Source organism: Paenibacillus sp. sgz302114, assembly GCF_056120345.1.
The window spans coordinates 25,615-47,340 of the sequence record NZ_JBVYOI010000010.1; the positions used below are offsets into that span (position 1 = coordinate 25,615).

A 21,726-nucleotide genomic window follows, 5' to 3' on the forward strand; every position below is an offset into this window, starting at 1 on the left:
AGGAGTGAATAAATATGGCGCAAAACAATCGTTGGGGCGGGCGCTTCGTGGTGGAGGATATTACGCCGGAAGCGATCGTCACGCCGGAGGACTTCACCGATGAGCAGCGGATGATCGCGGATGCGGCGCGCGCTTTTCTTGCGGGTGAGGTGCGGCCGCGCGATGCGGAAATTGAGGCGCTCAATTATGAGCTCACCACGCAGCTGCTGCGCAAAGCCGGCGACCTCGGCCTGCTCGGCGCGGACGTGCCGGAGGCTTACGGCGGCCTCGGCCTCGACAAAGTAAGCTCGACGCTGCTCGCCGAGACGTTCTCCGAGGCGTCCTCGTTCGCGCTCTCGATCGGCGCGCATGTCGGCATCGGAACGCTGCCGATCGTCTTCTTCGGCACCCCTGAGCAGAAGCAGCGCTACTTGCCCGATCTCGCCACTGCCAAGCGGATTGCCGCATACTGCCTGACGGAACCGGCTTCCGGCTCCGACGCGCTCGGCGCAAGGACGACGGCGCGGCTGTCGCCGGATGGCAAGCATTACATCTTGAACGGCTCCAAGCTGTACATTACGAACTCCGGGTTCGCGGATGTGTTCATCGTGTACGCGAAGGTGAACGGGGACCATTTTACCGCATTCATTGTGGAGCGCGGCTACTCAGGCTTCAGCATCGGACCGGAGGAGCACAAAATGGGCATCAAAGGCTCGTCGACCTGCCCGATCTTCTTCGAGGATACGCCGGTGCCTGTGGAGAACGTGCTCGGCGAGATCGGCAAAGGCCATCTCATCGCGTTCAACATTCTCAACATCGGACGCTTCAAGCTCGCTGCTGGCTGCGTCGGAGGTGCGAAGGAAACGATCGGACTCTCTTCCAAGTATGCCAATCAACGCAAGCAGTTCGGACGCTCCATCTCCTCTTTTCCACTCATCGGGGCGAAGCTGGCTGATATGAATATTGCCACCTATGTACTGGAAAGCATGGTTTACCGGACGGCAGGCTGGATCGACGCGCTTCTGCAAGAGAGTGAAGCGGAAGGCGGTTCGGACGAGAACGCCGGAGCAAGAGCGGCCAAAGCGATCTCCGAATACGCGCTAGAATGCTCGATCAACAAAGTATTCGCTACGGAAGTGCTCGATTACGTCGCGGACGAAGGCGTTCAGATCCATGGCGGCTACGGCTACATCCGTGATTACAAGGTGGAGCGGATTTACCGGGACTCGCGGATTAACCGGATCTTTGAAGGGACGAACGAGATTAACCGCATGCTTATCCCCGGCACCCTGATGAAAAAAGCGCTCAAAGGCGAGCTGCCGCTTCTGCGCAAAGCGCGCGCTCTCCAAGCGGAGCTGCTGCAGCCGATGCCGCTTCCTGCATTCGATGAGCCCCTTTCCAAGGAGACGTATAGAATTCAGCAGTCGAAAAAGATCTTTCTCGCAGTCGGCGGTCTTGCCGTGCAGAAGTATGGGTTGGCGCTCGAACAGCAGCAAGAGGTGCTCTGCCTGCTTGCGGATATGATGATCCAAGTGTTCGCCATGGAAAGCGCCAACCTCCGCACGCGCAAGATGCTTCAAAAAGCCGATCCAGCCGCTGCAGCCCGCATCAAAAACGCAACTGAAATGACCGTTGTTTTCGTGCAAGAAGCGATGGAGAGAATCGAACGTTACGCGAAGACGGCGCTGTCCGCACTGGAGGAAGGCGACTCGCTCCAAACGCAGCTTTCGGTGCTGAAGAAGCTGACGCGCGCACCGCTCTCCGATACGATCGCGCTCAAACGCGGCATTGCCGCTCGTGTCATCCGCAGCGAACAGTACACGTTGTAGGAGGAGGCGCACGCGTTATGGATCAGGCGCAAGCATATCCGTGGTTACGAAATTACCCCGGCGAAGTGCCGCATACGTTCGATATTCCGAACATTAGAATCAGTGATATGCTGCTTCAGACGGCAGCCAAATTTCCGAGTAATGAAGCGCTGCACTTCTATGGCAAACGAACGACGTACCGCGAGCTGCTGGCTGCCGCGAATCGGATGGCGGCTGGCTTGCAAGCGATTGGCATCGGCAAGGGCGACCGTGTCGCGATCATGCTGCCGAACTGCCCGCAGACCGTCATCTCTTACTACGGTGTCCTGCTCGCCGGTGGGATTGCCGTCATGACGAATCCGCTCTATGTGGAGCGGGAGCTGACGCATCAGCTTAAGGACAGCGGCGCGAGGAGCATCATTACGCTCGACTTGCTCTATCCGCGGCTGGCGCGGGTGCGCGGCGAGGTGCCGGAGGAAGGTCCGGTGCCGCAGCTGCGCACCGTGCTCATCACTTCGATTCAAGATGAGCTGCCTTTTCCGAAAAATATGCTCTACCCGATCAAGCAGCGCCGCGCCGGCCATAGCCCAAGCATTCCTTACGGCAAGCATGGCGTCACAAGGTACACTTCATTTCTATCCAAGGCCCCGAAGCTGCCGGCTGAAGTTGCGGTCAACCCGGAAACCGATACGGCGCTGCTGCAATATACCGGCGGCACGACCGGGCTTGCGAAGGGCGTTATTCTCACACACCGAAATTTAGTTGCCAATGTGATGCAGAGCGCCGCTTGGATCTATCGCGTGGATGAGGGCAAGGAGCGCTTTCTTGCCGCACTGCCGCTCTTCCACGTCTTCGGTCTAACCTCGCTCATGAACTTGTCTGTCATGAAAGCAGGCTCCCTTATCCTACTTCCCCGCTTTGAAGTTGAAACTGTTCTACAGACGATACGCAAACAGAAGCCATCGCTTTTCCCCGGAGCCCCGACGATGTACATCGCTTTGCTCAATCATCCTGATATAAAGAAATATGATCTCTCTTCGATAAAAGTTTGCGTTAGCGGTTCGTCGCCGCTGCCGCTTGAGGTACAGACGAAGTTTGAAGAGTTGACCGGAGGCAGGCTCATTGAGGGCTACGGCTTAACGGAGGCATCGCCCGTTACCCATGTGAATCCAGTATGGACGAAGCGCCGGATCGGCTCCATCGGTCTGCCGCTGCCGAACACCGAGGCGCGTATTGCGGATATGGAAACAGGCGAGGATCTGCCGGATGGCGAGATCGGTGAGCTGCTCGTTCGAGGTCCGCAAGTTATGAAGGGCTATTGGAACAATGAGGCTGCGACGGAGGCGGCGTTCCGCGGTGAATGGCTGCGTACCGGGGACTTGGCGCAGTCTGATCGAGACGGCTTCTTTGCGATTGTGGATCGCATCAAGGACATCATTATCGCGAGCGGATTTAACGTATACCCGCGTGAGATCGAAGAAGTGCTCTACGAGCATCCAGGTATCCGAGATGCATGCGTAATCGGGGTGAAGGATGAGTACCGTGGAGAGACGGTCAAGGCGTTCGTCGTGCTGCGCAAGGATGTGAACGTATCGGCGATGCAGCTGGACCGCTGGTGCCGCGATCGGCTAGCTGTCTTTAAAGTGCCGCATCTCTATGAATTCCGCACGGAGCTGCCGATGTCGATGATCGGGAAGGTGCTGCGGCGTAAGCTGCAGGAGGAGGAAGCGAATGAACGAGAAGGAACAGGAGGACCCCCGCCGTGATGAGCTGGGGCAGCTGAACCAGCTTGCCGAAGCTGCGAAGCCGACGTTCTGGGGCTATCTCGGCTGCGAGCTGGTCCATGCTTCGCCTGGCAAATGCGGCATCTCGCTGCAGGTGAGACCGGAGCATCTTAATCTCGCACATATTGTGCATGGCGGCGTGCTCGCTTCGCTGCTCGATAACGCGATGGGGCTCGTCGTTATTTTGGAATGCCCGGGGGAGAAGACCGTCACGACGCAGTTGAACGTGCATTATTTGCAAAGCGCAGGGCAAGGTGAAATCCGCTGCGATGCGACGCTTATCCACAAATCTCGGCGAACGCTCACATTACAAGGCAGTATTGTCGATAATAATGGTGAGCTGCTGGCTTGGGGAAGCGGAACATTCCGCCGAGTAACTTAATTGTAACATGTTACATTTCTGCAGAGGGTTGTCTGCCACATTGAAAGCGCTATCCCTTTCCCCTATAATTAGCCTGTAAATGGAAATCTTTATTGGGGAGATGGAGGGTGCATAATGGTTAGCCCATGGGTTACGGGCGCGGTCATCCTACTCGGCATCATCGTCGCGGTTACAGGTGTGATCGCCTACTTGCGGATGTATAAGAACAGCGCTTGGTCAGCCATGACTTCACGCTCGCCGGAATCTGATCCGCGAAGGACGATTATTATGGGTCCGAAGCAGCGAGAAGAGTCTGCATCTGCCGAAGCGAAGGAAGAGCCTGAACGGGACGAGGATTGAAATAAATGTAAAGTTTGGGTGTTCGCTTTTAAGTAAAAGTTTAAAATGTTATAATTAATTGATAAATGAAACAATTTCGGCAGAAGTTGCTGCAACGAGATTGTTTCAAGAAACAATTCTGCATATAAAGAAGCAGCGCAGGATCGTTTCGAATGAAACTATTTGGTGGATGTGATTTGATTTCTAGCTGCTCACAGAGCTTCCTTTTCTCGCCTTCGTTCAAACGGATTGTCAGGCACCAGTGGGGTACCAGCCGCGGTTCAAGTTCCGCCGTGCGCGTTCTCGTACAGTAACTGTTAGGACCAGTAAGCCGATGCTAGGGAGGGGATTTCATGGCGAAACGCAGCCATAATGAAGTCAAAGAAAGCCTCGTGGAGCTGACTCGCATTTTTCAGCCGAAAGATTCACGGAAATTTGTCAGAGAGTATATCCGCAAGTATCGAATCATGGGGGGATATGAGGAAGAATTAACTCTGCTGGTTGAACATGAGATGGGCAGACTCCGGTCGTCCGTCAGCTGAATAAATTAATTATTAACCTTGTCCGGCACGTTAGGACAAGGTTTTTTTGTTATATGCGCCTGTGCTGACGGAGGGGGAGGAAGGCTCCAAGATGATACATTACAAGACGGATGATCAGCTGCGCTCCATACGTAAGGCAGGGCGCATCGTTGCGGCGTGCCACAGGGAGCTTGCAGCGCGGATAAAGCCCGGTGTGACGACGCTTGAGATCAATCGGTTCGCAGATGCCTACATGCGCAGATGTGGTGCGCGGCCGGCGCAGATCGGGTATAAGGGCTATCCTTTTGCAACTTGTGCATCTGTCTGTGATGCGGTGTGCCATGGCTTTCCGACGGCGACTCCGCTGAAGGCAGGGCAGATCGTGACGATTGATATGGTTGCGGAGCTGGACGGCTGGATGGCGGATTCGGCATGGACTTATGCTGTCGGCAAAGTGAGTCCTGAGGTGCAGCGGCTCATGAAGGCGACGAAGCAGGCGCTCTACCGGGGCATCGCACAGGCTGTAGAGGGCAAGCGGCTTGGCGATATCGGCTACGCGGTGCAGCAGATAGCTGACCGAGAAGGGTACTCGGTCGTGGAGGAGTTCATCGGACACGGCATCGGACGGAGGATGCACGAGGACCCTCAAGTGCTTCATCGTGGCAAGCCGGGGACGGGCAAATGGCTGCGCCAAGGGATGGTCATTACGATCGAGCCGATCTTGTGTTTGGGCGGCCCTCTTGTGAGCATCGACAATGACGGTTGGACGGCACGTACGATAGACGGCTCATGGAGCGCGCAATATGAGCATACGGTGGCCGTGATGGACGGGGAACCGATTATTTTGACGAGGTGATGAGCGGCTCGGAGCGTTGGGTGGACCGGTACTCGCGCGGCGTCATGCCCGTCTTCTTCTTGAACAGTCTGTTGAAAAATTTCATGTCCTGATAGCCGGCGCGCAGAGCAATTCGGCTTATCAATTCATCTGTGCTCGCCAGCAGCTTGCAGCTAAGGTCGATTCGTGCGCTCTGGACATAGGCGAGGAATGTCATGCCCGTCGCCTTCTGGAAGCTGCGCTGAAATTGGCGCTCGCTGACGCCAAGCTGCGAGGCCATTGCGGCAACGGATAGCTCGGAAGCTGAGCAGTCGGCATCGATGGCTTCAATAACCTGCTGCATGGAGCTAGGCGGCATCGATTGCTTAGTCTGCTGCTGGGGCAGCGCTTCGCGTTCGAGCTGCCTGCGGTAGAGCATAATGAGCAGCTCGATAACCGCTGCACACATCGAAGCGGCATAGCCGGGGCGGCGCGTCGTGAATTCTTGGTACAGCTTATGGAACAGCAGCTGACCTTCCTCGCCTCGCTCATGCACATGCAGCCACTGTCTCCCGTCGCATAGCTGGCGGTACATGGCTGCGATAGATGGCTCGGCAGGCACAGCGTGCAGCAGCTTGTTCAGCGTCTCCATCGTAAACGTGCAGTTGTAGATGATGAGTTGGCGGCTTCTAGCGGTCGATCCAGGGCGAAATACATGCGAGACGCCGACCGGTATGAAGAAGAGGTCGCCTCTTGCAACCGGCATTTGCTCGTCGCCGATGTAATGGAAGCCCGTCCCCTCGGCAACGATGCACACCTCGATGAAATCATGCGCATGCATAAGCAGCTCGAAGGTTTCATGTACTCTGTTCACGTAGATCGGAGCTTCATTGTCGCTCTCGAAGAGGGAGGAGAAAGGCAGCAGACGCTCGCCCCTTGAGAACTCCGGCACGGAGGAGGGGCGTTTGTTCGGCGCATTCGGCGGCGTGCCAGGCGTATTCATCTGTGTGTTCGACGTATTCGGCACATTCGGCATTCCTGGAATACTTGGCATGGGGCGGATTCCCTCCTTTCGTTATCTTTGATTATAACGCACCTGCAGCGAAGTAGGGTGGAACGTTCACACATGATTTAGACGCATCCAGGCAATAATAGCCGAAATAACTGGAGGTGTTTTCCGATGTGTGAAGCAATTGCCATTACGGCGCAATCATCCGAGCTGACGGATAAGTTCGAGCTCGACAATATCTTGCTCTATATCGCAAACCGAAACGAAGTGACGCCGACCGATACGATATCGGCGATCTTTGAACATAAGGAGTCAGGTCGGATCTTGGATGAGTTCCGCTGGGGAATGGTGCCCTACTGGGCAAAAGATTCCGTACATATGGACCGAAGTCAGCTGTTCCATAAGCCAATCTACGAGCGCATTGTGCAAAAGCAGCGCTGTATCATCCCGTGCAACGGCTTCTATGTGACACGGACAATTGGCAAAGAGGTGCATCGCCTCAAGCTCATCATGCGCAGCGGAACCTTCGCCATTGCCGGACTCTACGATGTGTTCCGCCAAGCATCCGGCTTCGAGATGCGCACCTGCACGATGATGATGACGGAAGCGAATGCGCTCGTCTCGCCTTATCAGCCGCTGATGCCGGCGATTCTCGAGCCCGAGTCTATCGGCGATTGGCTGCATCGCGGGAAGCGCCCGCCCTATGAGCTGCATTCGATGCTGCACCCGATGGACGAGCTGCGCATGATTGGCATTCCGCTAGGCGGCACCGGCGACGAGGAAGTCGAGCTGCAAGCTCCTCGGACGGAATGGGTGTAGCTCATCTGCATAATTGGAGGGACCGCTGCTGCGGTCTCTTTTTTTTTTGTCTGATGGAACTTTGTTGCCTCTGACTACTCCAGCTGTGACCGCTCCATAATGACATCAGAAGGTAGCCGTCCGACCACTTTTTTGAAAATCCGATTGAAATATGAAGGGTCGCTGTATCCGAGATGGTCGGAAATATCCTGCACCGTCAGATGGGAGTGGCGGAGCATGTAGTGGGCAGTCTTCATCCGTTTGCGGTGCACATAGTCGCTGATGGTGAGGCCGGTCACTTTGCGGAACAGCGTTGCGGCGTAGTTCGGGCTGACGCCGATGCAGGCGCCGAGCTCGTTCTTGGTGATTTTGCTGCGGTAATGATTCTCGACGTATTGCTTCATCCGCTCGATATGTTGAATGGAGGAGGGAGCCTTCTCTCCCTCGTCGTACTCGCGGCTGATCGTGACGATGAGCTCCGTCAGCAGCGCGGCGCACATGACAGAGAAGTATCGGTCGCGTGCGGTCCATTGCTCTACAATGCCGAGCAGCTTCTCCATCAACAGCTCCGGCATATGCGTGACCCAGCGCAATGGTGCTCGCCTCGAGAGAATGGGCAGCAGCTGAGTCGCGGCGGTGTCGGCGGGACTGAAGCGGACGGTAACACTTTCGCGGATGCTCCCTGAACCGCGCAGCTCTGCGGCGGGAATGCCTGCCGGGATGAGCAATATCTCGTTCTTGCGGCAGCTGACAACTTGACCGGCATAGGTGAAGCTGGTCTGGCCAAAACGAATCCAGATGAGTGTAAAGCTATCGATGCCGAGCATCCGGCGCTCCTCTTGCAGCACCCCGCGCTCCTGCCTAATATCGAAGATATGGAACATAAGGACAACACTCGCTTTTTGTCGATTAGTATACTATTTTACAGCTACTGTACTATAGTGCATCGCGCTTGTGCAATCGTTCTTTTAAAATGAAAGAAACGGATTGAATTTGGACAGGAGTGAGCGACATGAAAAAAACAGCGATTGTGTGTACAATGGGACCCGCTTGTATGGCCGCTGAGAAACTGGAAGGCATGCTGAAAGCAGGCATGAACATCGCTCGTCTTAACTTGGCGCACGGAGAATTAGATGATCACCGCGAGCGTATTCTGATTGTGCGTGAAGCTGCGCGCAAGCTGAATGTGCCTGTATCGATCTTGCTCGATATTAAAGGACCGGAAATTCGTACAGGGCTCCTGCAGGAGCCGTCTTATATGCTGCAAAGCGGAGAGTTTTTGACATTGACTACGGAACAAATCGTCGGCAACGCGTCGCGGATCTCGGTATCGTATGATCTCGCGAAGGACGTGGTTGTTGGCTCGCGCATCATGATCGACGATGGCCTCATCGAACTGAAGGTCGTTCGCATCGAAGGAACGGAAGTGGTGTGCGTCATTCAGAACGGCGGCATCATTAAGTCGCGTAAAGGCGTTAACCTGCCGGGCATTCGTACTAGCTTGCCAGGCGTGACGGAGAAGGATAAGCTTCATATTGCTTTTGGCATTGAGACTGGCGTCGATATTATTGCGATGTCGTTCGTCCGCCGCGCGGAGGACGTAATGGAAGTGAAGCGCATGCTGGCAGAGCAAGGCGCTAGCCATATTCAAGTACACTCGAAGATCGAGAACCAAGAGGGACTCGACGAGCTGGAAGCGATTATCGCGGTTTCCGACGGCATTATGGTCGCGCGTGGCGATCTTGGTGTTGAAATCCCGATCGAAGACGTACCGTTCGCGCAGAAGCGCATGATTGCAGCTTGTAACCGTGCTGGTAAATTCGTTATTACAGCAACGCAAATGCTTGAGTCCATGCAGAGCAACCCGCGTCCGACGCGTGCCGAAGCTTGCGATGTAGCGAATGCGGTATGGGACGGTTCTGATGCAGTCATGCTCTCCGGAGAGACTGCTTCGGGCGCGTATCCGGTTGAAGCGGTGCAGACGATGGCTGCAATTGCGATCAAAGCCGAGGAAGCGCTAAAGGAAGTTGTAAAGAAAGATTTGATTGAAGCTTAGCCAATCGTTTAAAGTGAGTAGAGGACAAAATTATGCGATGGTGCTCGTCCGCGGTGGACGGGCAGCTCTCACGGTTTTGAGATTCACTAACGTTAGGCGGGAATGAATAGCGATGCACGTATTAACGGTTGATCATATTTCGAAGAACTATGGCGAGAAAGTATTGTTTCAAGACGTGTCGTTCGGCGTTGAGATGGGCGACAAAATCGGCATTATCGGCGTCAACGGTACCGGTAAGTCGACGTTTCTGAATGTCGTTGCAGGAATAGAGCCCCCTGATTCGGGCTCTATTCTTGTTGCTGGAGGCGTGACGGTGCGCATGCTGTCGCAGGACCCGCAGTTTGATCCGGAGCAGACGGTGCTTGCGCATGTGCTAGGCGGCGACTCGCCGCAGATGGTTGCGATCCGCGCTTATGAAGCGGCGCTTCAGGCACTTGAGCTGAAGCCCGGCGATGCGGAGCTGCAGGAGATGCTTGTTCGCGCGAATCAGCGGATGGCTGAGCTGGATGCATGGGGCATTGAGAGCGAGGCGAAGATCGCACTGTCAAAGCTCGGTATTACAAGCTTCGAGGCGAAGCTCGGGGTGCTGTCAGGGGGCCAGCGTAAGCGTGTGGCGATGGCGGCGGCTCTTATTCAGCCAGCAGATGTGCTGCTGCTTGATGAGCCTACGAACCATATCGACAACGAGTCGGTCGCATGGCTTGAAGGGATGCTGCAGAAGCGCAAAGGCGCGCTGCTGATGATTACGCATGATCGGTATTTCCTTGATCGTGTCAGCAACCGGACATTGGAGCTGGATCGCGGACGGGCGCATTTCTACTCGGCGAATTACAGCCAGTTTCTGGAGCTGAAGCTGGACCGCGAGGAGCGGGAAGCGGCATCGGAATCCAAGCGGCAGAACCTGCTGCGTAATGAGCTCGCTTGGATGCGCCGCGGGGCGAAGGCGCGCACGACGAAGCAGCAAGCGCGGATTCAGCGTTTCGAGGCTTTGAGCGCGGCAGCGCCGGAGAAAGCGCTCGGCAAGCTTGAGGTGTCCGTGGCTTCGACACGCCTCGGGAAGAAGATCGTTGAAATCGAAGGCTTGACCAAGTCGTTCGAAGGTCGGACAGTCATTCGAGATTTCAGCTATATCGCGGTGCCTGAGGACCGCGTCGGTATCGTCGGACGCAATGGCCTCGGCAAGTCGACGCTGCTGAAGCTCATCTCCGGTAAGCTGGAGCCGGATGCGGGCGAGGTTCGTCTTGGGCCGACGGTGAAGCTCGGCGTGTTCTCTCAGGAGCGCGAGGAGATGGATGAGTCGATGCGCGTCATTGATTTTATCAAGGAGAGCGCGGAGCGGGTCATGACTGGCGACGGTACGACTGTGACAGCGGCGCAAATGCTGGAACGGTTCTTGTTCCCGCCGGCGCAGCAGTGGACGCCGATTGCGAAGCTGTCCGGCGGCGAGAAGCGCAGGCTGCAGCTGCTTCGCGTGCTGATGGAAGCGCCGAACGTCCTGCTCCTCGATGAGCCGACGAATGATCTCGATATAACGACGCTGACGGTGCTTGAAGATTATCTAGACGACTTCCCTGGCGTCGTGTTCACCGTATCCCATGACCGGTATTTCCTGGATCGGACAGTCGATCGGATTCTAGCTTTTGAAGGCGACGGCGTAATCGAGCAGCATGTCGGCAATTTCTCGGATTATCAGACCTATGCGGAAGCGCATGGGGTGCGCTCGCAGGCTGGAGCGGCGGCGGCAGGTTCCGCTGCAGGCGGCAAGAGTGGCAAGGCCGCTGAGTCTGCAGGCGGCGCTGGAGTGGACGCATCCGCGTCTGCGCCGGTGAAGGAGCCGGTAGGCCCGACCAAGATGAGCTACAAAGAGCAAAAGGAATTCGAAACGATCGATGCCGACATTGAGAAGGCGGAAGCTGCGCTTGCAGCTGTGCAGTCGAAGATGGAAGTGTCGAGCAGCGATTCCGCTACGCTGCAGGAGCTGCTGAACGAACAGCAGGAGCTGGAAGCAAAGCTGGAGCATCTGATGGAGCGTTGGACGTTCTTGAATGAGCTTGCCGAGCAGATTGCGGCGAATAAGAAGAAATAGTTGAAAGAAGAGCCGCCATGTGAAAGCAGGGCGGCTTTTTTATTTTGTTTGTTGGGGCAGCCGGGACTTAGCTGGCATGGTTGGAGTCTGCGTGGGGGAGAGGCGGAAGAAGCTGGTTTGGTGGACTGCAGTCGGTAAATTGCGGGGAAGTGGAGGCATGAAGCTGGTCTGAGCAGTTTTTTTGTTGATATTGTAGCCAAAGAGAGGTACCCAGTACCCCTCTTGCGGTCTTTTCGCCGGAAATTGGTCAAAGAGAGGTACCCGCTAATAGCTCCAAAAAACAAGAAAGCAGCCCCCGAGTAGGCTGCTATTCATTGCTTACTCGAAATCCTAGCGTCCGTTAAACGCCTTCAGCATCCAAATATGCTTCTCCAGCGCGCTGTGGATGGCGAGGAGCATGTCGCCGGACGTTTCGTCGCCGCTCGATGCTGCTTCTTCCATACCTTCCTTCAGCTCCGCTACGATTGCGGCGAAGTCAGCGATGACGGAGTCGACCATCTCGATGGCGGACTCTTTGCCGTTCGCTTCCTTGACTGTCGACAGCTCGATATATTCAGACATCGTAGCTACCGGCTGACCGCCGATTGCAAGAAGCCGCTCTGCGATTTCGTCGACATGCAGCGTTGCTTCCTCATACAGCTCTTGGAACTTCACGTGCAGGGTGAAGAACTGATTGCCTTTCACATACCAGTGGAAATTGTGCAGCTTGACATAGAGAACGCTCCAGGTCGCAATTTGTTTGTTCAGAATCGTTTGCAGTTTTGTTGTCATGTTGGTTAGCTCCTTTGTAATTGAATTGGTATATATAGCTAAAATTAAACTTCGACTACTTTTTTCAATCGCCCAGCTTTATACGATTCGAGCTCATGCTCACAGTCGAGCGCTGCCATACAGCCGCTGCCGGCAGCTGTAATGGCTTGGCGGTAACGATGGTCCTGTACGTCGCCGCAAGCATACACGCCTGGAATGTTCGTGAGCGAAGTGCCTGGCTGGACCTCTATATAACCGAGTTCATCAGTCGTCACTTGACCGCCGAGGAAGCCAGTGTTCGGCGTGTGCCCGATAGCGACGAATACGCCGTCCGCTTCGAGCAGTGTTTCTTCGCCCGACGCATTGTCACGGACACGAAGTCCGCGTATGCCCCGCTCGCCTGCTTCGACTTCAATCGGCGTGACGCCCAGACTCCATTTGATCGAGCCATTGGCGCGAGCCCGATCCTGCATGATCTTCGATGCGCGCAGCTCTTCGCGGCGATGCACGAGCCTTACCTCAGATGCGAACCGCGTCAAGAAGCCCGCCTCTTCCATCGCAGAGTCGCCGCCGCCGACAACGATAATCTTCTTTCCACGGAAGAAAAATCCGTCACATGTCGCACATGTGCTCACCCCGCGCCCGATATTGTCACGTTCGCCAGGGATACCCATATATTTTGCCGAGGCGCCAGTGGAAATAATCATCGAATGTGTAAACATTTCACTGCCATTCTCAAGCGACAGCTTGAACGGTCGCTTAGACAGATCTGCGGATTGCACCCATCCTGCCTGGAAACGAGCTCCGAAGCGTTCAGCTTGCTGGCGCATATTCGCCATAAGGTCGGTGCCGAGCACTCCGTCCGGGAATCCGGGGAAGTTCTCCACCTCCGTCGTTGTCGTCAATTGGCCGCCTGGCTGTGGACCTTCCAGTACGAGCGGGTTATACCCGGCACGAGCGAGATAGATGGCTGCCGTAAGTCCGGCTGGCCCAGTACCTACAATTACGATATCTTCCATGGGGAACAACTCCCTTCGATGTAAACCGATCATCCAATAATGCTGTCGAGCACGAGTTCTTATTAATAATAACTTCTAAATTAAAATTATTATAAATAAGATCGGAAGTCAACCCTTTTTTCACAATTTAACATGTGCTGGAGCGATAGCTGCACTTGGACCGCTAATGCTGGATAGCTGAATAATTCGGGTTAAGTTGGCAAAACAAGTAAGAAGTCGCTTAGGCGTCGTTAGGTTTAGAGGAAGCGAGGATAACATATATGAGGAACAAAGCAAGGGCGGCATTATTCGTTACGGCGGCGCTTCTGCTGCTGATAAGCAGTACAGGCTGCCGAAGAGGCGCTCCTGTCGTACAAACGCAGACGGCGGCAGCGATGGATGCTATGCCGTCCGATATGCATCACAACCCCGACAGCGAGATGAGCATGGATATGGTGGAACCAAGCGCTAAAGGGCCGAACCGCACTGATATTGCCAAATGGACATGGCCAAGCGGGATGCCGCAAGCCGGCAAACCGGCGCTGCTGCGTATCGCTGTTACGGATGCTGGCGGAGAACCTGATCAGAAGCTTCAAATCAACCATGAGAAGAAGCTTCATCTCATCATCGTAAGCAAAAGGCTGTCGTCGTTTATGCATCTTCATCCCGTTGAAACGAAGGCGGCAGGTGTGTTTGAAGTGGTCGTTCAATTCCAAACAGCCGGCGCATACAAGCTGGTCGCTGATTTCAAGCCTGCAGACGGCAGCCAGCAATCGCTGAGCAATTGGGTGGTAGTTGCGCGAGGCAAAGGGAGCGAGCCGAAGTCTGAACCGGTATTGACAGCCGACAAGGAGCTGACTCGTTCAGCAGGCGGTATGGGCGTAAGCTTGTCCTTTAATCAAGAGCCGCGAGCGGGAGCATCCGAGATGCTGACCTTCTCATTCCGCGATCAGATGAGCGGCAAGCCTGTCACCGATTTGCAGCCTTATCTAGGGGCAGTCGGTCATGTGGTCATTATGGATGCGGACGCGGAGCACTATGTGCATGTGCACGCGATGGATGAGCTGGGAAAGGGACCGAACGCGGAATTCCATGCGACATTCCCAGAGCCGGGGCTGTACAAGATATGGGGGCAGTTCAAAAGGCATGGCCAGCTTCTGATCGTGCCATTTGTAATTGAAGTGAAATAAGCTGTTTTGCTCGCCTTGCTGTCAACGAAAACTTAACAAATTATTAAATTGTTGGATAAACCGGCTGAAGTTGCTTCAGCCGGTTTTTTTTATTTGCCTAAACTGATAAAATATTCGTAAATCTTTGAATTATTTTTCATTGTCATATGAACAACTGTAGTCAAGCGAGGAGAACAATCCATGATTCAGCGAGGCAGAGACGAGACGGACCTGTTGTCACAAAACCGTCTTATGAACCACAGCAAGAAGCTGTATATCGAAGAGTTGTTTAGTAAGCTTCATCAGCTGCAGCAATTGTGCGCAGTTGTGGATGTAGACATGTCATTGGACAATGCCGCTGAAATCTACCGCATTGTGCATTCGATAAAAGGAAGCGCGCCGACAATCGGGTTCAAGCGGATCGGCAAAGTCGCGCAGCAGCTGCTCTTGAGTTGGCATTGGGCGAGGCAAGTCTCGCTGACGGCGGTTCTGGAAGAATATGACGACGCCTACCTTATGCAGCTGTTTCGGGGGAGCACGCTGGAGTCGATGCCGCTGCTTTGCGCGCTGGAAGCAGAGATTGATGAATCCGCGACCGTCATTGCTTCACTTCAGCAGGAGGCACCACTTGTGCCGATCGAAGGGCAAGGCGCGCATACGGATCTGCCTGGGGTGAGCAGGATTCTAATCATTGATGACGATGCTGGCCTTCGCACTTATTTGGCAGGCAGGCTTGAACTCGAAGATTACCTGGTCGATACGGCATCGAACGTGCAAGAAGCGATGACATTGCTGAGAGGCAGCAGCTACCATCTGATTACGCTCGATCTGATGATGTACCCGCAAAGCGGTTACGAAATCATGCATTTGCTCAAGAACGATCGAGCGATTCGGTTAGTGCCGATGATTGTGTTGTCCGGAATCAATGATACAGAAGATAAGGTACGCTGTCTCGATATGGGAGCTGATGATTATGTCAGCAAGCCGTTCGATTATGAAGAGCTTAGTGCGCGTATTCGGAGAATATTGGAGCGCAATCGGGAGTATGAAGTGGTTGCGTTCCGTGATCCACTCACAGGCTTGTACAACCGCCGGTTCTTCGACTGCCAGATTGAAGTGGAGCTGAGCCGGATGACCCGGAAGCCGGCGAACATTTCGATTGTGCTGCTTGATGTGGATCATTTTAAGAACGTGAACGATACCTACGGTCATCAGATTGGCGATCTTGTGCTGCAGCATTTTGGCCAGCTTCTTGTCAAAAGCCTGCGCAGCTCCGATATTGTGGCGCGGTGGGGCGGTGAGGAGTTCGTCATCATTATGCCGAATACGACCGACTCCGATGCCTACAAAGCGATCGGCACCATCCTGCACAAGGTGCAGAGTACGCCCATTGTGACAATCGAAGATCGGAGCTTCTCCATTACGTTCTCGGCCGGTATTTCTCAGTGGCGCTCTGGCCTTACCGTGGAGCAGTGGATTCAACGGGCGGATTATGCGCTATATAAAGCGAAGCATCTGGGACGTAACCGCATGTACAAGATTTCAAGCAAGCTTCGTACCGATCAGACGGCGGCTGGCTTCGTGTCGGTAAAGAAGGTTATCGTCGCTGAAGATGACCGGGTGCTCCGGATGATTATGGTCGATAATTTGAACAGCGCTGGCTACCAAACACTGGAGGCCCACGATGGCGAGATGGCGTACCACATGCTGATGAGCGAGGGCGCGGATCTGTGCATATTGGATTGCATTATGCCGGTGATGAGCGGTCTTCAGGTGCTGAAGCGGATGAAGGATGAAGGCTCACGGCCTGCAAGCACCAAGATTATGTTCGCGACTGGTCACGATCTATCTGATACGGCAAAAGAAAGCTTGGCGCTTGGCGCGGATCACTTCATAACGAAGCCGTTCTCCATGCAGGACTTCGAGCGGAAGGTACGCAGCTTAATGGAATAGAGAATCGCCCGCAGTCCAATTTGGATTGCGGGCGATTTTTTTTTGAGCGTGGGTTGTGTTAGCCTTGTTGCTCAGTCTCTTCCAAGCGCTGAAGCGCTTCAAGGTTGTTCTCGATGACTTCCGGGTATGGCTGGAAGTTGTCATCGTCATTTCGCGGTATGCCAATTGGACCAACAAACAGCTCAAGTCCTACGTTATCGCCGGATTGAACAGGGAAGTAAAGCAGCGATTCCGGAATGCGGCGTCCGTTGAGGCGGAGAATGGTATCAACGCTGCCGGTAATGACGACGCCATTCACGGAGACGATGCGTCCGTTATTGTTGATGCGAACGACGCCAGTCGAGTTAAGCGCTTGTGCGATGCTCATGCCCGGGAAGTGTCTTACGCGGTATGAGTTCGTAATCCACGGGAAGAAACGTCCGCCGTTGATGAAGACCGTTACGAAGCCGGGGAACGGTCCAGGCGGGAACGGTCCAGGGCCAGGCGGGAATGGGATTGGAATGGGTATCGGGATCGGGAACGGTCCGGGCGGGAATGGGCCGGGACCTGGGAACGGTGGAGGCGGGAATCCGCCAGGACCGCCGGGACCTGGGAATGGCGGAGGCGGGAATCCGCCGGGACCGCCGGGACCGCCAGGGAAACCGCCGGGACCGCCGGGACCACCAGGGAATCCACCGGGACCGCCGGGACCAGGGCCGCCAGGGCCTCCTGGTCCACCAGGGAATCCGCCGGGTCCGCCCGGCATACCAGGGAATCCGGGACCGCCAGGGCCGCCAGGGCCTCCTGGTCCACCAGGGAATCCGCCGGGACCGCCCGGCATGCCAGGGAATCCGGGACCGCCAGGGCCGCCAGGGCCTCCTGGTCCACCAGGGAATCCACCGGGACCGCCCGGCATACCAGGGAATCCGGGACCGCCAGGGCCGCCAGGGCCTCCTGGTCCACCAGGGAATCCGCCGGGTCCGCCTGGCATACCGCCGGGACCGCCCGGCATGCCCATGCCGCCGCCTGGCAAGCCTGGGAACATACGCGGACCACCGCATCCACAATCGCGCGAGTAGCCTTCAGGCATGCCTGGAATATAAGCGTAAGTACTCATGAATCGATCTCCTTTACCGAAAACATGATTAGGTAAATGTCTCGGTTCAGTGTATGCGCCTATTCTCCAGGGTGTGTTTAATAAAAAAAGACCTCGCGATCATGGACTGATCGCGAGGTCTATTCTTTATTAACGCTTGCGTGCATCGCTAAGCTGGAACTGTCCTACAAGCTGTTGAAGGAACGCCGTAATGGCTTCAACATGATTGGATGTGTGGCGAACGTTTACGAAGTCTCCAAGCAGATCCTGCACATTGCTTTCCACCTCGGTTGAAATAATGCGGTTCTGCTTGCTCACCTCCGCGATTTTCTCCATAATGACGACCACCTCATCGATGATTTGCAATTTCAAAGTGTCATTATCTTGGCTGCTGCTTAAGAGCTCGGAGGCAGCTGCGACGAGGAGAGTTCCTTCCGTTACGACTTTGGTGCCTTCGGCCATCGTCTCTGTAGCTTGTTTAGCGTTGACATAGATGTGGTGGACGATGTCGTGCACCTGTTCCGTTGACTGCTTGGTATGGTCGGCCAATTTGCGGATTTCAGCCGCGACGACGGCAAAGCCTTTACCTTGCTCGCCGACCCGCGCAGCTTCAATGGAGGCGTTCAGCGCCAGCAGCTGCGTCCGTGACGATATTTCCTCAATGACACGAAGGACATTGCGAATTTCATTCGTAGTGACCATAAACGCTTCGACAGACCGGTTCGTTTCCGCAACGTGCGCTGCAATCTGCTCCATTTTATCGCCGATTCGAACAAGCTCGTCTTGCGCGACATTGATATTGGCAGATGCCTTGTCCTCCAGCATGCGCAGTGTCACACGCATCTCGCCTGCGACATCCTTGGCGATGTCGATATCCTTCAACTGGCTTCGAATGCTGAGGATCATATCGCTGACTCGGCTGCTGACCCGCTCGGTCGTGCCGGCTGTCGCTCCGGTTGTCTCGAGCAGCGTGCGTTGGTTGGTCAACACGTCGCTGGAAGCAAGCTTCACCTGAAGCATAATGCCTTCGATCGAATCGATCATATTGTTAATCCATTTCGCAAGCTCGCGCGTTTCGTTGTTTGGAAAAGAGCTCGTATCCAGCCGCTGGGTGAGGTCGCCCTTGCCTTCGGCATTAATGCGGATAAATTGATTCAGTCTGCGCATTTGACGAACCGTCACTTTGTTCCCTTTATGATCAAGAGCGCGCATCATGGCGAGGCCAAATAAGAAACTGAAGCCGCCAACGAGAAGTGAGCCGACAACAGGGGCGGTGATGGCGAAGAGATAATAAGCGAGTATAGCGCTAAGGACGCCGAGACAGGCGAGCCATCCCGTCACCAGCTTGAACTGCGTATACCGGATGCTGCGGATGCGGTAGACTTCCTCCAAGTCCCCTTCGCACATCATCCCCCATAGATCGGGACTGTGCGGAAGCTGGAAGGTGACGCCTTTGCCAATGACGGGAATGTGCCGGTAATCCGAATAGCCGGGAAATTGGACGAACAGATTGGAGCCGTTTCGAATGGTGTTCGCAACACCGGGATGAAGCTGCCTTGTAGCGGGATCAGTAAAGATAAGCTCAAGCTCTGTATGCTCCTTAACGGATACGGTGCCAAAGTCCGTGGATACGCCGTCCTTCAAATTGTCGCCATGCGTAAAGGTCCGATCCTCGAAACGGCTGCGTGACAAGGCGGTGCCCGGCGCGATGTGCGTGGCAAGCCCGGGGCGAGCCATAAACAGATAGTTGTCGCCGGAATCGGGATAGACATGGCCGGATTCTCGCTGAATGAGATCGCCAATCACGTCGTTCGGTACACGGCCGCACAGGGCGCCTTGCCAGTTGCCGTCGCGCACAATCGGGGAAATAAACAGAAGCGTCATTTTATCATGAAAAGAAGACGAGCTCGGCCCGATGGTAAGCGTCCAAGGATCGGCATAAGGCCCAAACAAACATTTGCGACCGCCGGACGGTTGATCTTGGGAATACGTTAATCCAGGCGCCAGCACACTTCCTGCGCCATATAGCTCTCCGACATGACGTGGCTCAGTCGAGAAACTAACGCGGTTCTTCTCGTCAAGCAGGAAGAGTTCGGAGAAATCCGAGGCTCTCGCCCGGGTTCCGGCAAACAAACCCTCCAAAGAGGCGGTTGCGTTCGAAGCTATAACAGCATCAATAGGCTGCTTTAGGGTCATTTGATGAAGCAAACGGTCAAGATGATCCCAGTATTCGGCTGCCCATGCCTGAAGGATGTCCATCCTTGTTTCTGCGATGCCTTCGAAAATGTCCTCAACATCCTCTTTCATCGCAGCATTGAGCTTGTACGACCGCCATAACGGCAGTCCCTTGCGAAATCCCAACCAATCGAACATCAAGTACCCCTTCTCTCTCTTCTTGGATATCATGGGAGGAATTATAACATGTCGTCTGGGAAAAAGGTTGGAACTTGTTGAAAAAAAGCTTGGATTTCGAAGATGTGTTAGGTATTTAGACATAAACACAGCGTCAAATGCCTATCCGGTGCCTATCTCGAAGCATCGATGCTATCTTCCAGCCATGCTGTATACATATAAGATGGGCGAAAGGTGGTTGATCAGAATGGGGCACTACGTGGAAGTGGAGAAGGGCGTAAAGCTGTATGTCGAGGATATCGGATCAGGGAAGCCGGTCATATTCGTCCAGGGTTGGCCGGTCAATCACAAGATGTTCGAATACCAGTACAATGTGCTGCCGAAGCGCGGTTACCGTTGTATCGGCATTGATCTGCGCGGCTATGGCAGGTCGGATGCACCTTGGAGCGGCTATGACTACAATCGCATGTCAGACGATATTGCCATCGTGGCGGATACGCTTGGGCTTCGGCACGCGATGTTCGTCGGCTTCTCGATGGGAGGTGCGCTGGCGATCCGTTACGCCGCCCGGCATTGTGGGAGAAGGCTATGCGGACTCGTGCTCGCGGCGGCGGCGGCGCCGGTGTTTACACAGCGGCCGGACTTCCCATATGGGACACCTGTAGAGCAAGTCAATACGACCATCGCCGGACTGTACGTCGATCGGCCCAAGACAGTTGCAGATTTCGGCGTAACCTTCTTCGCGAAGCCGATCAGCGATCCGTTCCGCATCTGGTTTAACGGGCTTAGCTTCGAAGCCTCTTCCTACGGAACGATAAAAGGACTCGAATCGCTGCGCGATGAAGATTTGCGCGAGGACCTCGCCAAAGTACAACTCCCCACAACGATCCTTCATGGCAAGCTCGATGCTATCGCGCCCTATGCGCTGGCAGAGCAAATGAACAAGGGCATTCAAGGCTCCAAGCTCGTTCCATTCGAGGAGAGCGGACACGGGCTCTTCTACGACGAGCGCGAGAAGTTCAATCAAGAGCTGCTGAATGCCTTGGACGGCAAATAAACAAAGAGGACCTCAGCGCAATGATGCGCTAAGGTCCTCTTCTTCATAAACCGCGAATTACTTCGCAGCGTCGTAGCGTTTGCCAACCTCAGACCAATTTACAACGTTCCAGAACGCTGCAATGTAGTCAGGGCGTTTGTTTTGGTATTTCAGGTAGTAAGCGTGCTCCCATACGTCCAGACCAAGAAGCGGCGTTTCGCCTTCCATGATCGGGCTGTCTTGGTTCGGAAGGCTGTACACTTTCAGCTTGCCGTCTTTGCTAAGTGCAAGGAACGCCCAGCCGCTGCCGAAACGAGTTGTTGCTGCTTTCGCGAAGTCCGCTTTGAACTGCTCAAGGCCGCCCAGCTCGCTAGCGATTGCATCAGCCAAAGCGCCAGTAGGCTCGCCGCCAGCGTCTGGTCCGATTGTTTCCCAGAACAGGGAGTGGTTCGCATGGCCGCCGCCGTTGTTGCGGACAGCTGTGCGGATTGCTTCAGGAACGCTGTTCAGATCAGCGATCAAATCTTCGATCGATTTGTCTTGCAGCTCAGGAGCGGACTCCAGCGCAGCGTTCAGGTTTGTTACATAAGCGTTATGATGACGGTCGTGGTGAATCATCATCGTTGTCTCATCGATATGCGGCTCAAGCGCATTGTTTGCGTAAGGCAATGCAGGCAATTGGTGTGCCATTGTTCAAAAACCTCCTATATTATGTATCAATTTTTTCTTTTCCATTATGCTCCTTCCGGGCACATAAATCAACATAATTGTTTGTAAAGTAGCCCGTGATGCCAGCAGCCGGAAGAACATCTTCTAGCATGAACCAAACCTTCATTTC

At 54.7% G+C, this 21,726-nt stretch carries 19 protein-coding genes; 12 read left to right on the forward strand and 7 right to left on the reverse strand.

Annotation, left to right across the window (positions count from 1 at the left end; genetic code table 11):
- Positions 1–14: 14 nt before the first annotated feature.
- From AC0LWF_RS21295 to map, 6 genes are all read left to right on the forward strand, one after another.
- Positions 15–1,808: an acyl-CoA dehydrogenase FadE gene (locus AC0LWF_RS21295; protein ID WP_474653547.1), complete on the forward strand. Its 1,794-nt coding sequence runs from the start codon at positions 15–17 to the stop codon at positions 1,806–1,808.
- 17 nt (positions 1,809–1,825) lie between these two features.
- On the forward strand, positions 1,826–3,553 hold the full coding sequence (locus AC0LWF_RS21300; RefSeq protein WP_474653548.1) for a long-chain-fatty-acid--CoA ligase: 1,728 nt from the start codon (positions 1,826–1,828) through the stop codon (positions 3,551–3,553).
- Positions 3,519–3,953: a PaaI family thioesterase gene (locus AC0LWF_RS21305; RefSeq protein WP_474653549.1), complete on the forward strand. Its 435-nt coding sequence runs from the start codon at positions 3,519–3,521 to the stop codon at positions 3,951–3,953. The genes AC0LWF_RS21300 and AC0LWF_RS21305 overlap by 35 nt, the downstream gene beginning before the upstream one ends.
- A 114-nt stretch (positions 3,954–4,067) precedes the next feature.
- Positions 4,068–4,292, forward strand: coding sequence for a hypothetical protein (locus tag AC0LWF_RS21310; RefSeq protein WP_474653550.1), 225 nt, complete (start codon positions 4,068–4,070; stop codon positions 4,290–4,292).
- A gap of 332 nt (positions 4,293–4,624) precedes the next feature.
- Positions 4,625–4,813, forward strand: a complete 189-nt coding sequence (locus AC0LWF_RS21315; RefSeq protein ID WP_090579883.1) for a hypothetical protein — start codon at positions 4,625–4,627, stop codon at positions 4,811–4,813.
- 91 nt (positions 4,814–4,904) lie between these two features.
- Positions 4,905–5,648, forward strand: a complete 744-nt coding sequence (gene map, locus AC0LWF_RS21320; RefSeq protein WP_474653551.1) for a type I methionyl aminopeptidase — start codon at positions 4,905–4,907, stop codon at positions 5,646–5,648.
- On the opposite strand, the gene AC0LWF_RS21325 is transcribed toward map, so the two are convergent.
- A complete protein-coding gene (locus AC0LWF_RS21325; RefSeq protein ID WP_474653552.1) occupies positions 5,632–6,660 on the reverse strand; it encodes an AraC family transcriptional regulator in 1,029 nt (342 codons plus the stop codon). The two genes, map and AC0LWF_RS21325, sit on opposite strands and share 17 nt — an antisense overlap.
- Positions 6,661–6,786: 126 nt before the next feature.
- On the opposite strand from AC0LWF_RS21325, the gene AC0LWF_RS21330 reads away from it, so the two are divergent.
- Complete coding sequence (locus AC0LWF_RS21330) at positions 6,787–7,434, forward strand: SOS response-associated peptidase family protein (RefSeq protein WP_474653553.1); 648 nt, start codon at positions 6,787–6,789, stop codon at positions 7,432–7,434.
- 74 nt (positions 7,435–7,508) lie between these two features.
- Here the strand turns inward: AC0LWF_RS21330 and AC0LWF_RS21335 are convergent, their stop codons facing one another.
- Positions 7,509–8,297 carry a helix-turn-helix transcriptional regulator gene (locus tag AC0LWF_RS21335; protein ID WP_474653554.1) on the reverse strand — a complete coding sequence of 263 codons (789 nt, stop codon included), beginning with the start codon at positions 8,295–8,297 and terminating at the stop codon, positions 7,509–7,511.
- A 128-nt stretch (positions 8,298–8,425) separates the two neighbouring features.
- Between AC0LWF_RS21335 and pyk the strand changes: the two genes are divergently transcribed.
- Both pyk and AC0LWF_RS21345 read left to right on the forward strand, forming a co-directional pair.
- Positions 8,426–9,469 (forward strand): pyruvate kinase, encoded by a 1,044-nt coding sequence (pyk, locus tag AC0LWF_RS21340; protein ID WP_474653555.1) that lies wholly within the window; start codon positions 8,426–8,428, stop codon positions 9,467–9,469.
- A gap of 112 nt (positions 9,470–9,581) precedes the next feature.
- Positions 9,582–11,555 carry an ABC-F family ATP-binding cassette domain-containing protein gene (locus tag AC0LWF_RS21345; RefSeq protein ID WP_474653556.1) on the forward strand — a complete coding sequence of 658 codons (1,974 nt, stop codon included), beginning with the start codon at positions 9,582–9,584 and terminating at the stop codon, positions 11,553–11,555.
- 330 nt (positions 11,556–11,885) lie between these two features.
- Here the strand turns inward: AC0LWF_RS21345 and AC0LWF_RS21350 are convergent, their stop codons facing one another.
- Positions 11,886–12,326, reverse strand: a complete 441-nt coding sequence (locus tag AC0LWF_RS21350) for a Dps family protein (RefSeq protein ID WP_474653557.1) — start codon at positions 12,324–12,326, stop codon at positions 11,886–11,888.
- A gap of 44 nt (positions 12,327–12,370) precedes the next feature.
- Positions 12,371–13,324, reverse strand: a complete 954-nt coding sequence (trxB, locus tag AC0LWF_RS21355; protein WP_474653558.1) for a thioredoxin-disulfide reductase — start codon at positions 13,322–13,324, stop codon at positions 12,371–12,373.
- 260 nt (positions 13,325–13,584) lie between these two features.
- Between trxB and AC0LWF_RS21360 the strand changes: the two genes are divergently transcribed.
- Both AC0LWF_RS21360 and AC0LWF_RS21365 read left to right on the forward strand, forming a co-directional pair.
- Positions 13,585–14,493, forward strand: a complete 909-nt coding sequence (locus AC0LWF_RS21360; protein WP_474653559.1) for a DUF8832 domain-containing protein — start codon at positions 13,585–13,587, stop codon at positions 14,491–14,493.
- Positions 14,494–14,673: 180 nt separating this feature from the next.
- Complete coding sequence (locus AC0LWF_RS21365; RefSeq protein ID WP_474653560.1) at positions 14,674–16,425, forward strand: diguanylate cyclase; 1,752 nt, start codon at positions 14,674–14,676, stop codon at positions 16,423–16,425.
- 58 nt (positions 16,426–16,483) lie between these two features.
- Here AC0LWF_RS21365 and AC0LWF_RS21370 read toward each other — a convergent pair whose 3' ends face one another.
- The gene (locus AC0LWF_RS21370) at positions 16,484–17,521 is read right to left on the reverse strand and encodes a hypothetical protein (RefSeq protein WP_474653561.1); all 1,038 of its coding nucleotides are present in this window, start codon (positions 17,519–17,521) and stop codon (positions 16,484–16,486) included.
- A gap of 129 nt (positions 17,522–17,650) precedes the next feature.
- Positions 17,651–19,873 (reverse strand): methyl-accepting chemotaxis protein, encoded by a 2,223-nt coding sequence (locus AC0LWF_RS21375; protein WP_474653562.1) that lies wholly within the window; start codon positions 19,871–19,873, stop codon positions 17,651–17,653.
- A 226-nt stretch (positions 19,874–20,099) separates the two neighbouring features.
- Between AC0LWF_RS21375 and AC0LWF_RS21380 the strand changes: the two genes are divergently transcribed.
- The gene (locus tag AC0LWF_RS21380) at positions 20,100–20,909 is read left to right on the forward strand and encodes an alpha/beta fold hydrolase (RefSeq protein ID WP_474653563.1); all 810 of its coding nucleotides are present in this window, start codon (positions 20,100–20,102) and stop codon (positions 20,907–20,909) included.
- 57 nt (positions 20,910–20,966) lie between these two features.
- Here AC0LWF_RS21380 and AC0LWF_RS21385 read toward each other — a convergent pair whose 3' ends face one another.
- Positions 20,967–21,578, reverse strand: a complete 612-nt coding sequence (locus AC0LWF_RS21385) for a superoxide dismutase (RefSeq protein ID WP_474653564.1) — start codon at positions 21,576–21,578, stop codon at positions 20,967–20,969.
- Positions 21,579–21,726 lie beyond the last annotated feature (148 nt).

Bases quoted from the DNA above. Each gene is read 5' to 3' on its own strand.
- AC0LWF_RS21295 (WP_474653547.1), top strand. From the start codon at position 15: ATGGCGCAAAACAATCGTTGGGGCGGGCGCTTCGTGGTGGAGGATATT.
- AC0LWF_RS21300 (WP_474653548.1), top strand. From the start codon at position 1,826: ATGGATCAGGCGCAAGCATATCCGTGGTTACGAAATTACCCCGGCGAA.
- AC0LWF_RS21305 (WP_474653549.1), top strand. From the start codon at position 3,519: ATGAACGAGAAGGAACAGGAGGACCCCCGCCGTGATGAGCTGGGGCAG.
- AC0LWF_RS21310 (WP_474653550.1), top strand. From the start codon at position 4,068: ATGGTTAGCCCATGGGTTACGGGCGCGGTCATCCTACTCGGCATCATC.
- AC0LWF_RS21315 (WP_090579883.1), top strand. From the start codon at position 4,625: ATGGCGAAACGCAGCCATAATGAAGTCAAAGAAAGCCTCGTGGAGCTG.
- map (WP_474653551.1), top strand. From the start codon at position 4,905: ATGATACATTACAAGACGGATGATCAGCTGCGCTCCATACGTAAGGCA.
- AC0LWF_RS21325 (WP_474653552.1), bottom strand. From the start codon at position 6,660: ATGCCAAGTATTCCAGGAATGCCGAATGTGCCGAATACGTCGAACACA.
- AC0LWF_RS21330 (WP_474653553.1), top strand. From the start codon at position 6,787: ATGTGTGAAGCAATTGCCATTACGGCGCAATCATCCGAGCTGACGGAT.
- AC0LWF_RS21335 (WP_474653554.1), bottom strand. From the start codon at position 8,297: ATGTTCCATATCTTCGATATTAGGCAGGAGCGCGGGGTGCTGCAAGAG.
- pyk (WP_474653555.1), top strand. From the start codon at position 8,426: ATGAAAAAAACAGCGATTGTGTGTACAATGGGACCCGCTTGTATGGCC.
- AC0LWF_RS21345 (WP_474653556.1), top strand. From the start codon at position 9,582: ATGCACGTATTAACGGTTGATCATATTTCGAAGAACTATGGCGAGAAA.
- AC0LWF_RS21350 (WP_474653557.1), bottom strand. From the start codon at position 12,326: ATGACAACAAAACTGCAAACGATTCTGAACAAACAAATTGCGACCTGG.
- trxB (WP_474653558.1), bottom strand. From the start codon at position 13,324: ATGGAAGATATCGTAATTGTAGGTACTGGGCCAGCCGGACTTACGGCA.
- AC0LWF_RS21360 (WP_474653559.1), top strand. From the start codon at position 13,585: ATGAGGAACAAAGCAAGGGCGGCATTATTCGTTACGGCGGCGCTTCTG.
- AC0LWF_RS21365 (WP_474653560.1), top strand. From the start codon at position 14,674: ATGATTCAGCGAGGCAGAGACGAGACGGACCTGTTGTCACAAAACCGT.
- AC0LWF_RS21370 (WP_474653561.1), bottom strand. From the start codon at position 17,521: ATGAGTACTTACGCTTATATTCCAGGCATGCCTGAAGGCTACTCGCGC.
- AC0LWF_RS21375 (WP_474653562.1), bottom strand. From the start codon at position 19,873: ATGTTCGATTGGTTGGGATTTCGCAAGGGACTGCCGTTATGGCGGTCG.
- AC0LWF_RS21380 (WP_474653563.1), top strand. From the start codon at position 20,100: ATGGGGCACTACGTGGAAGTGGAGAAGGGCGTAAAGCTGTATGTCGAG.
- AC0LWF_RS21385 (WP_474653564.1), bottom strand. From the start codon at position 21,578: ATGGCACACCAATTGCCTGCATTGCCTTACGCAAACAATGCGCTTGAG.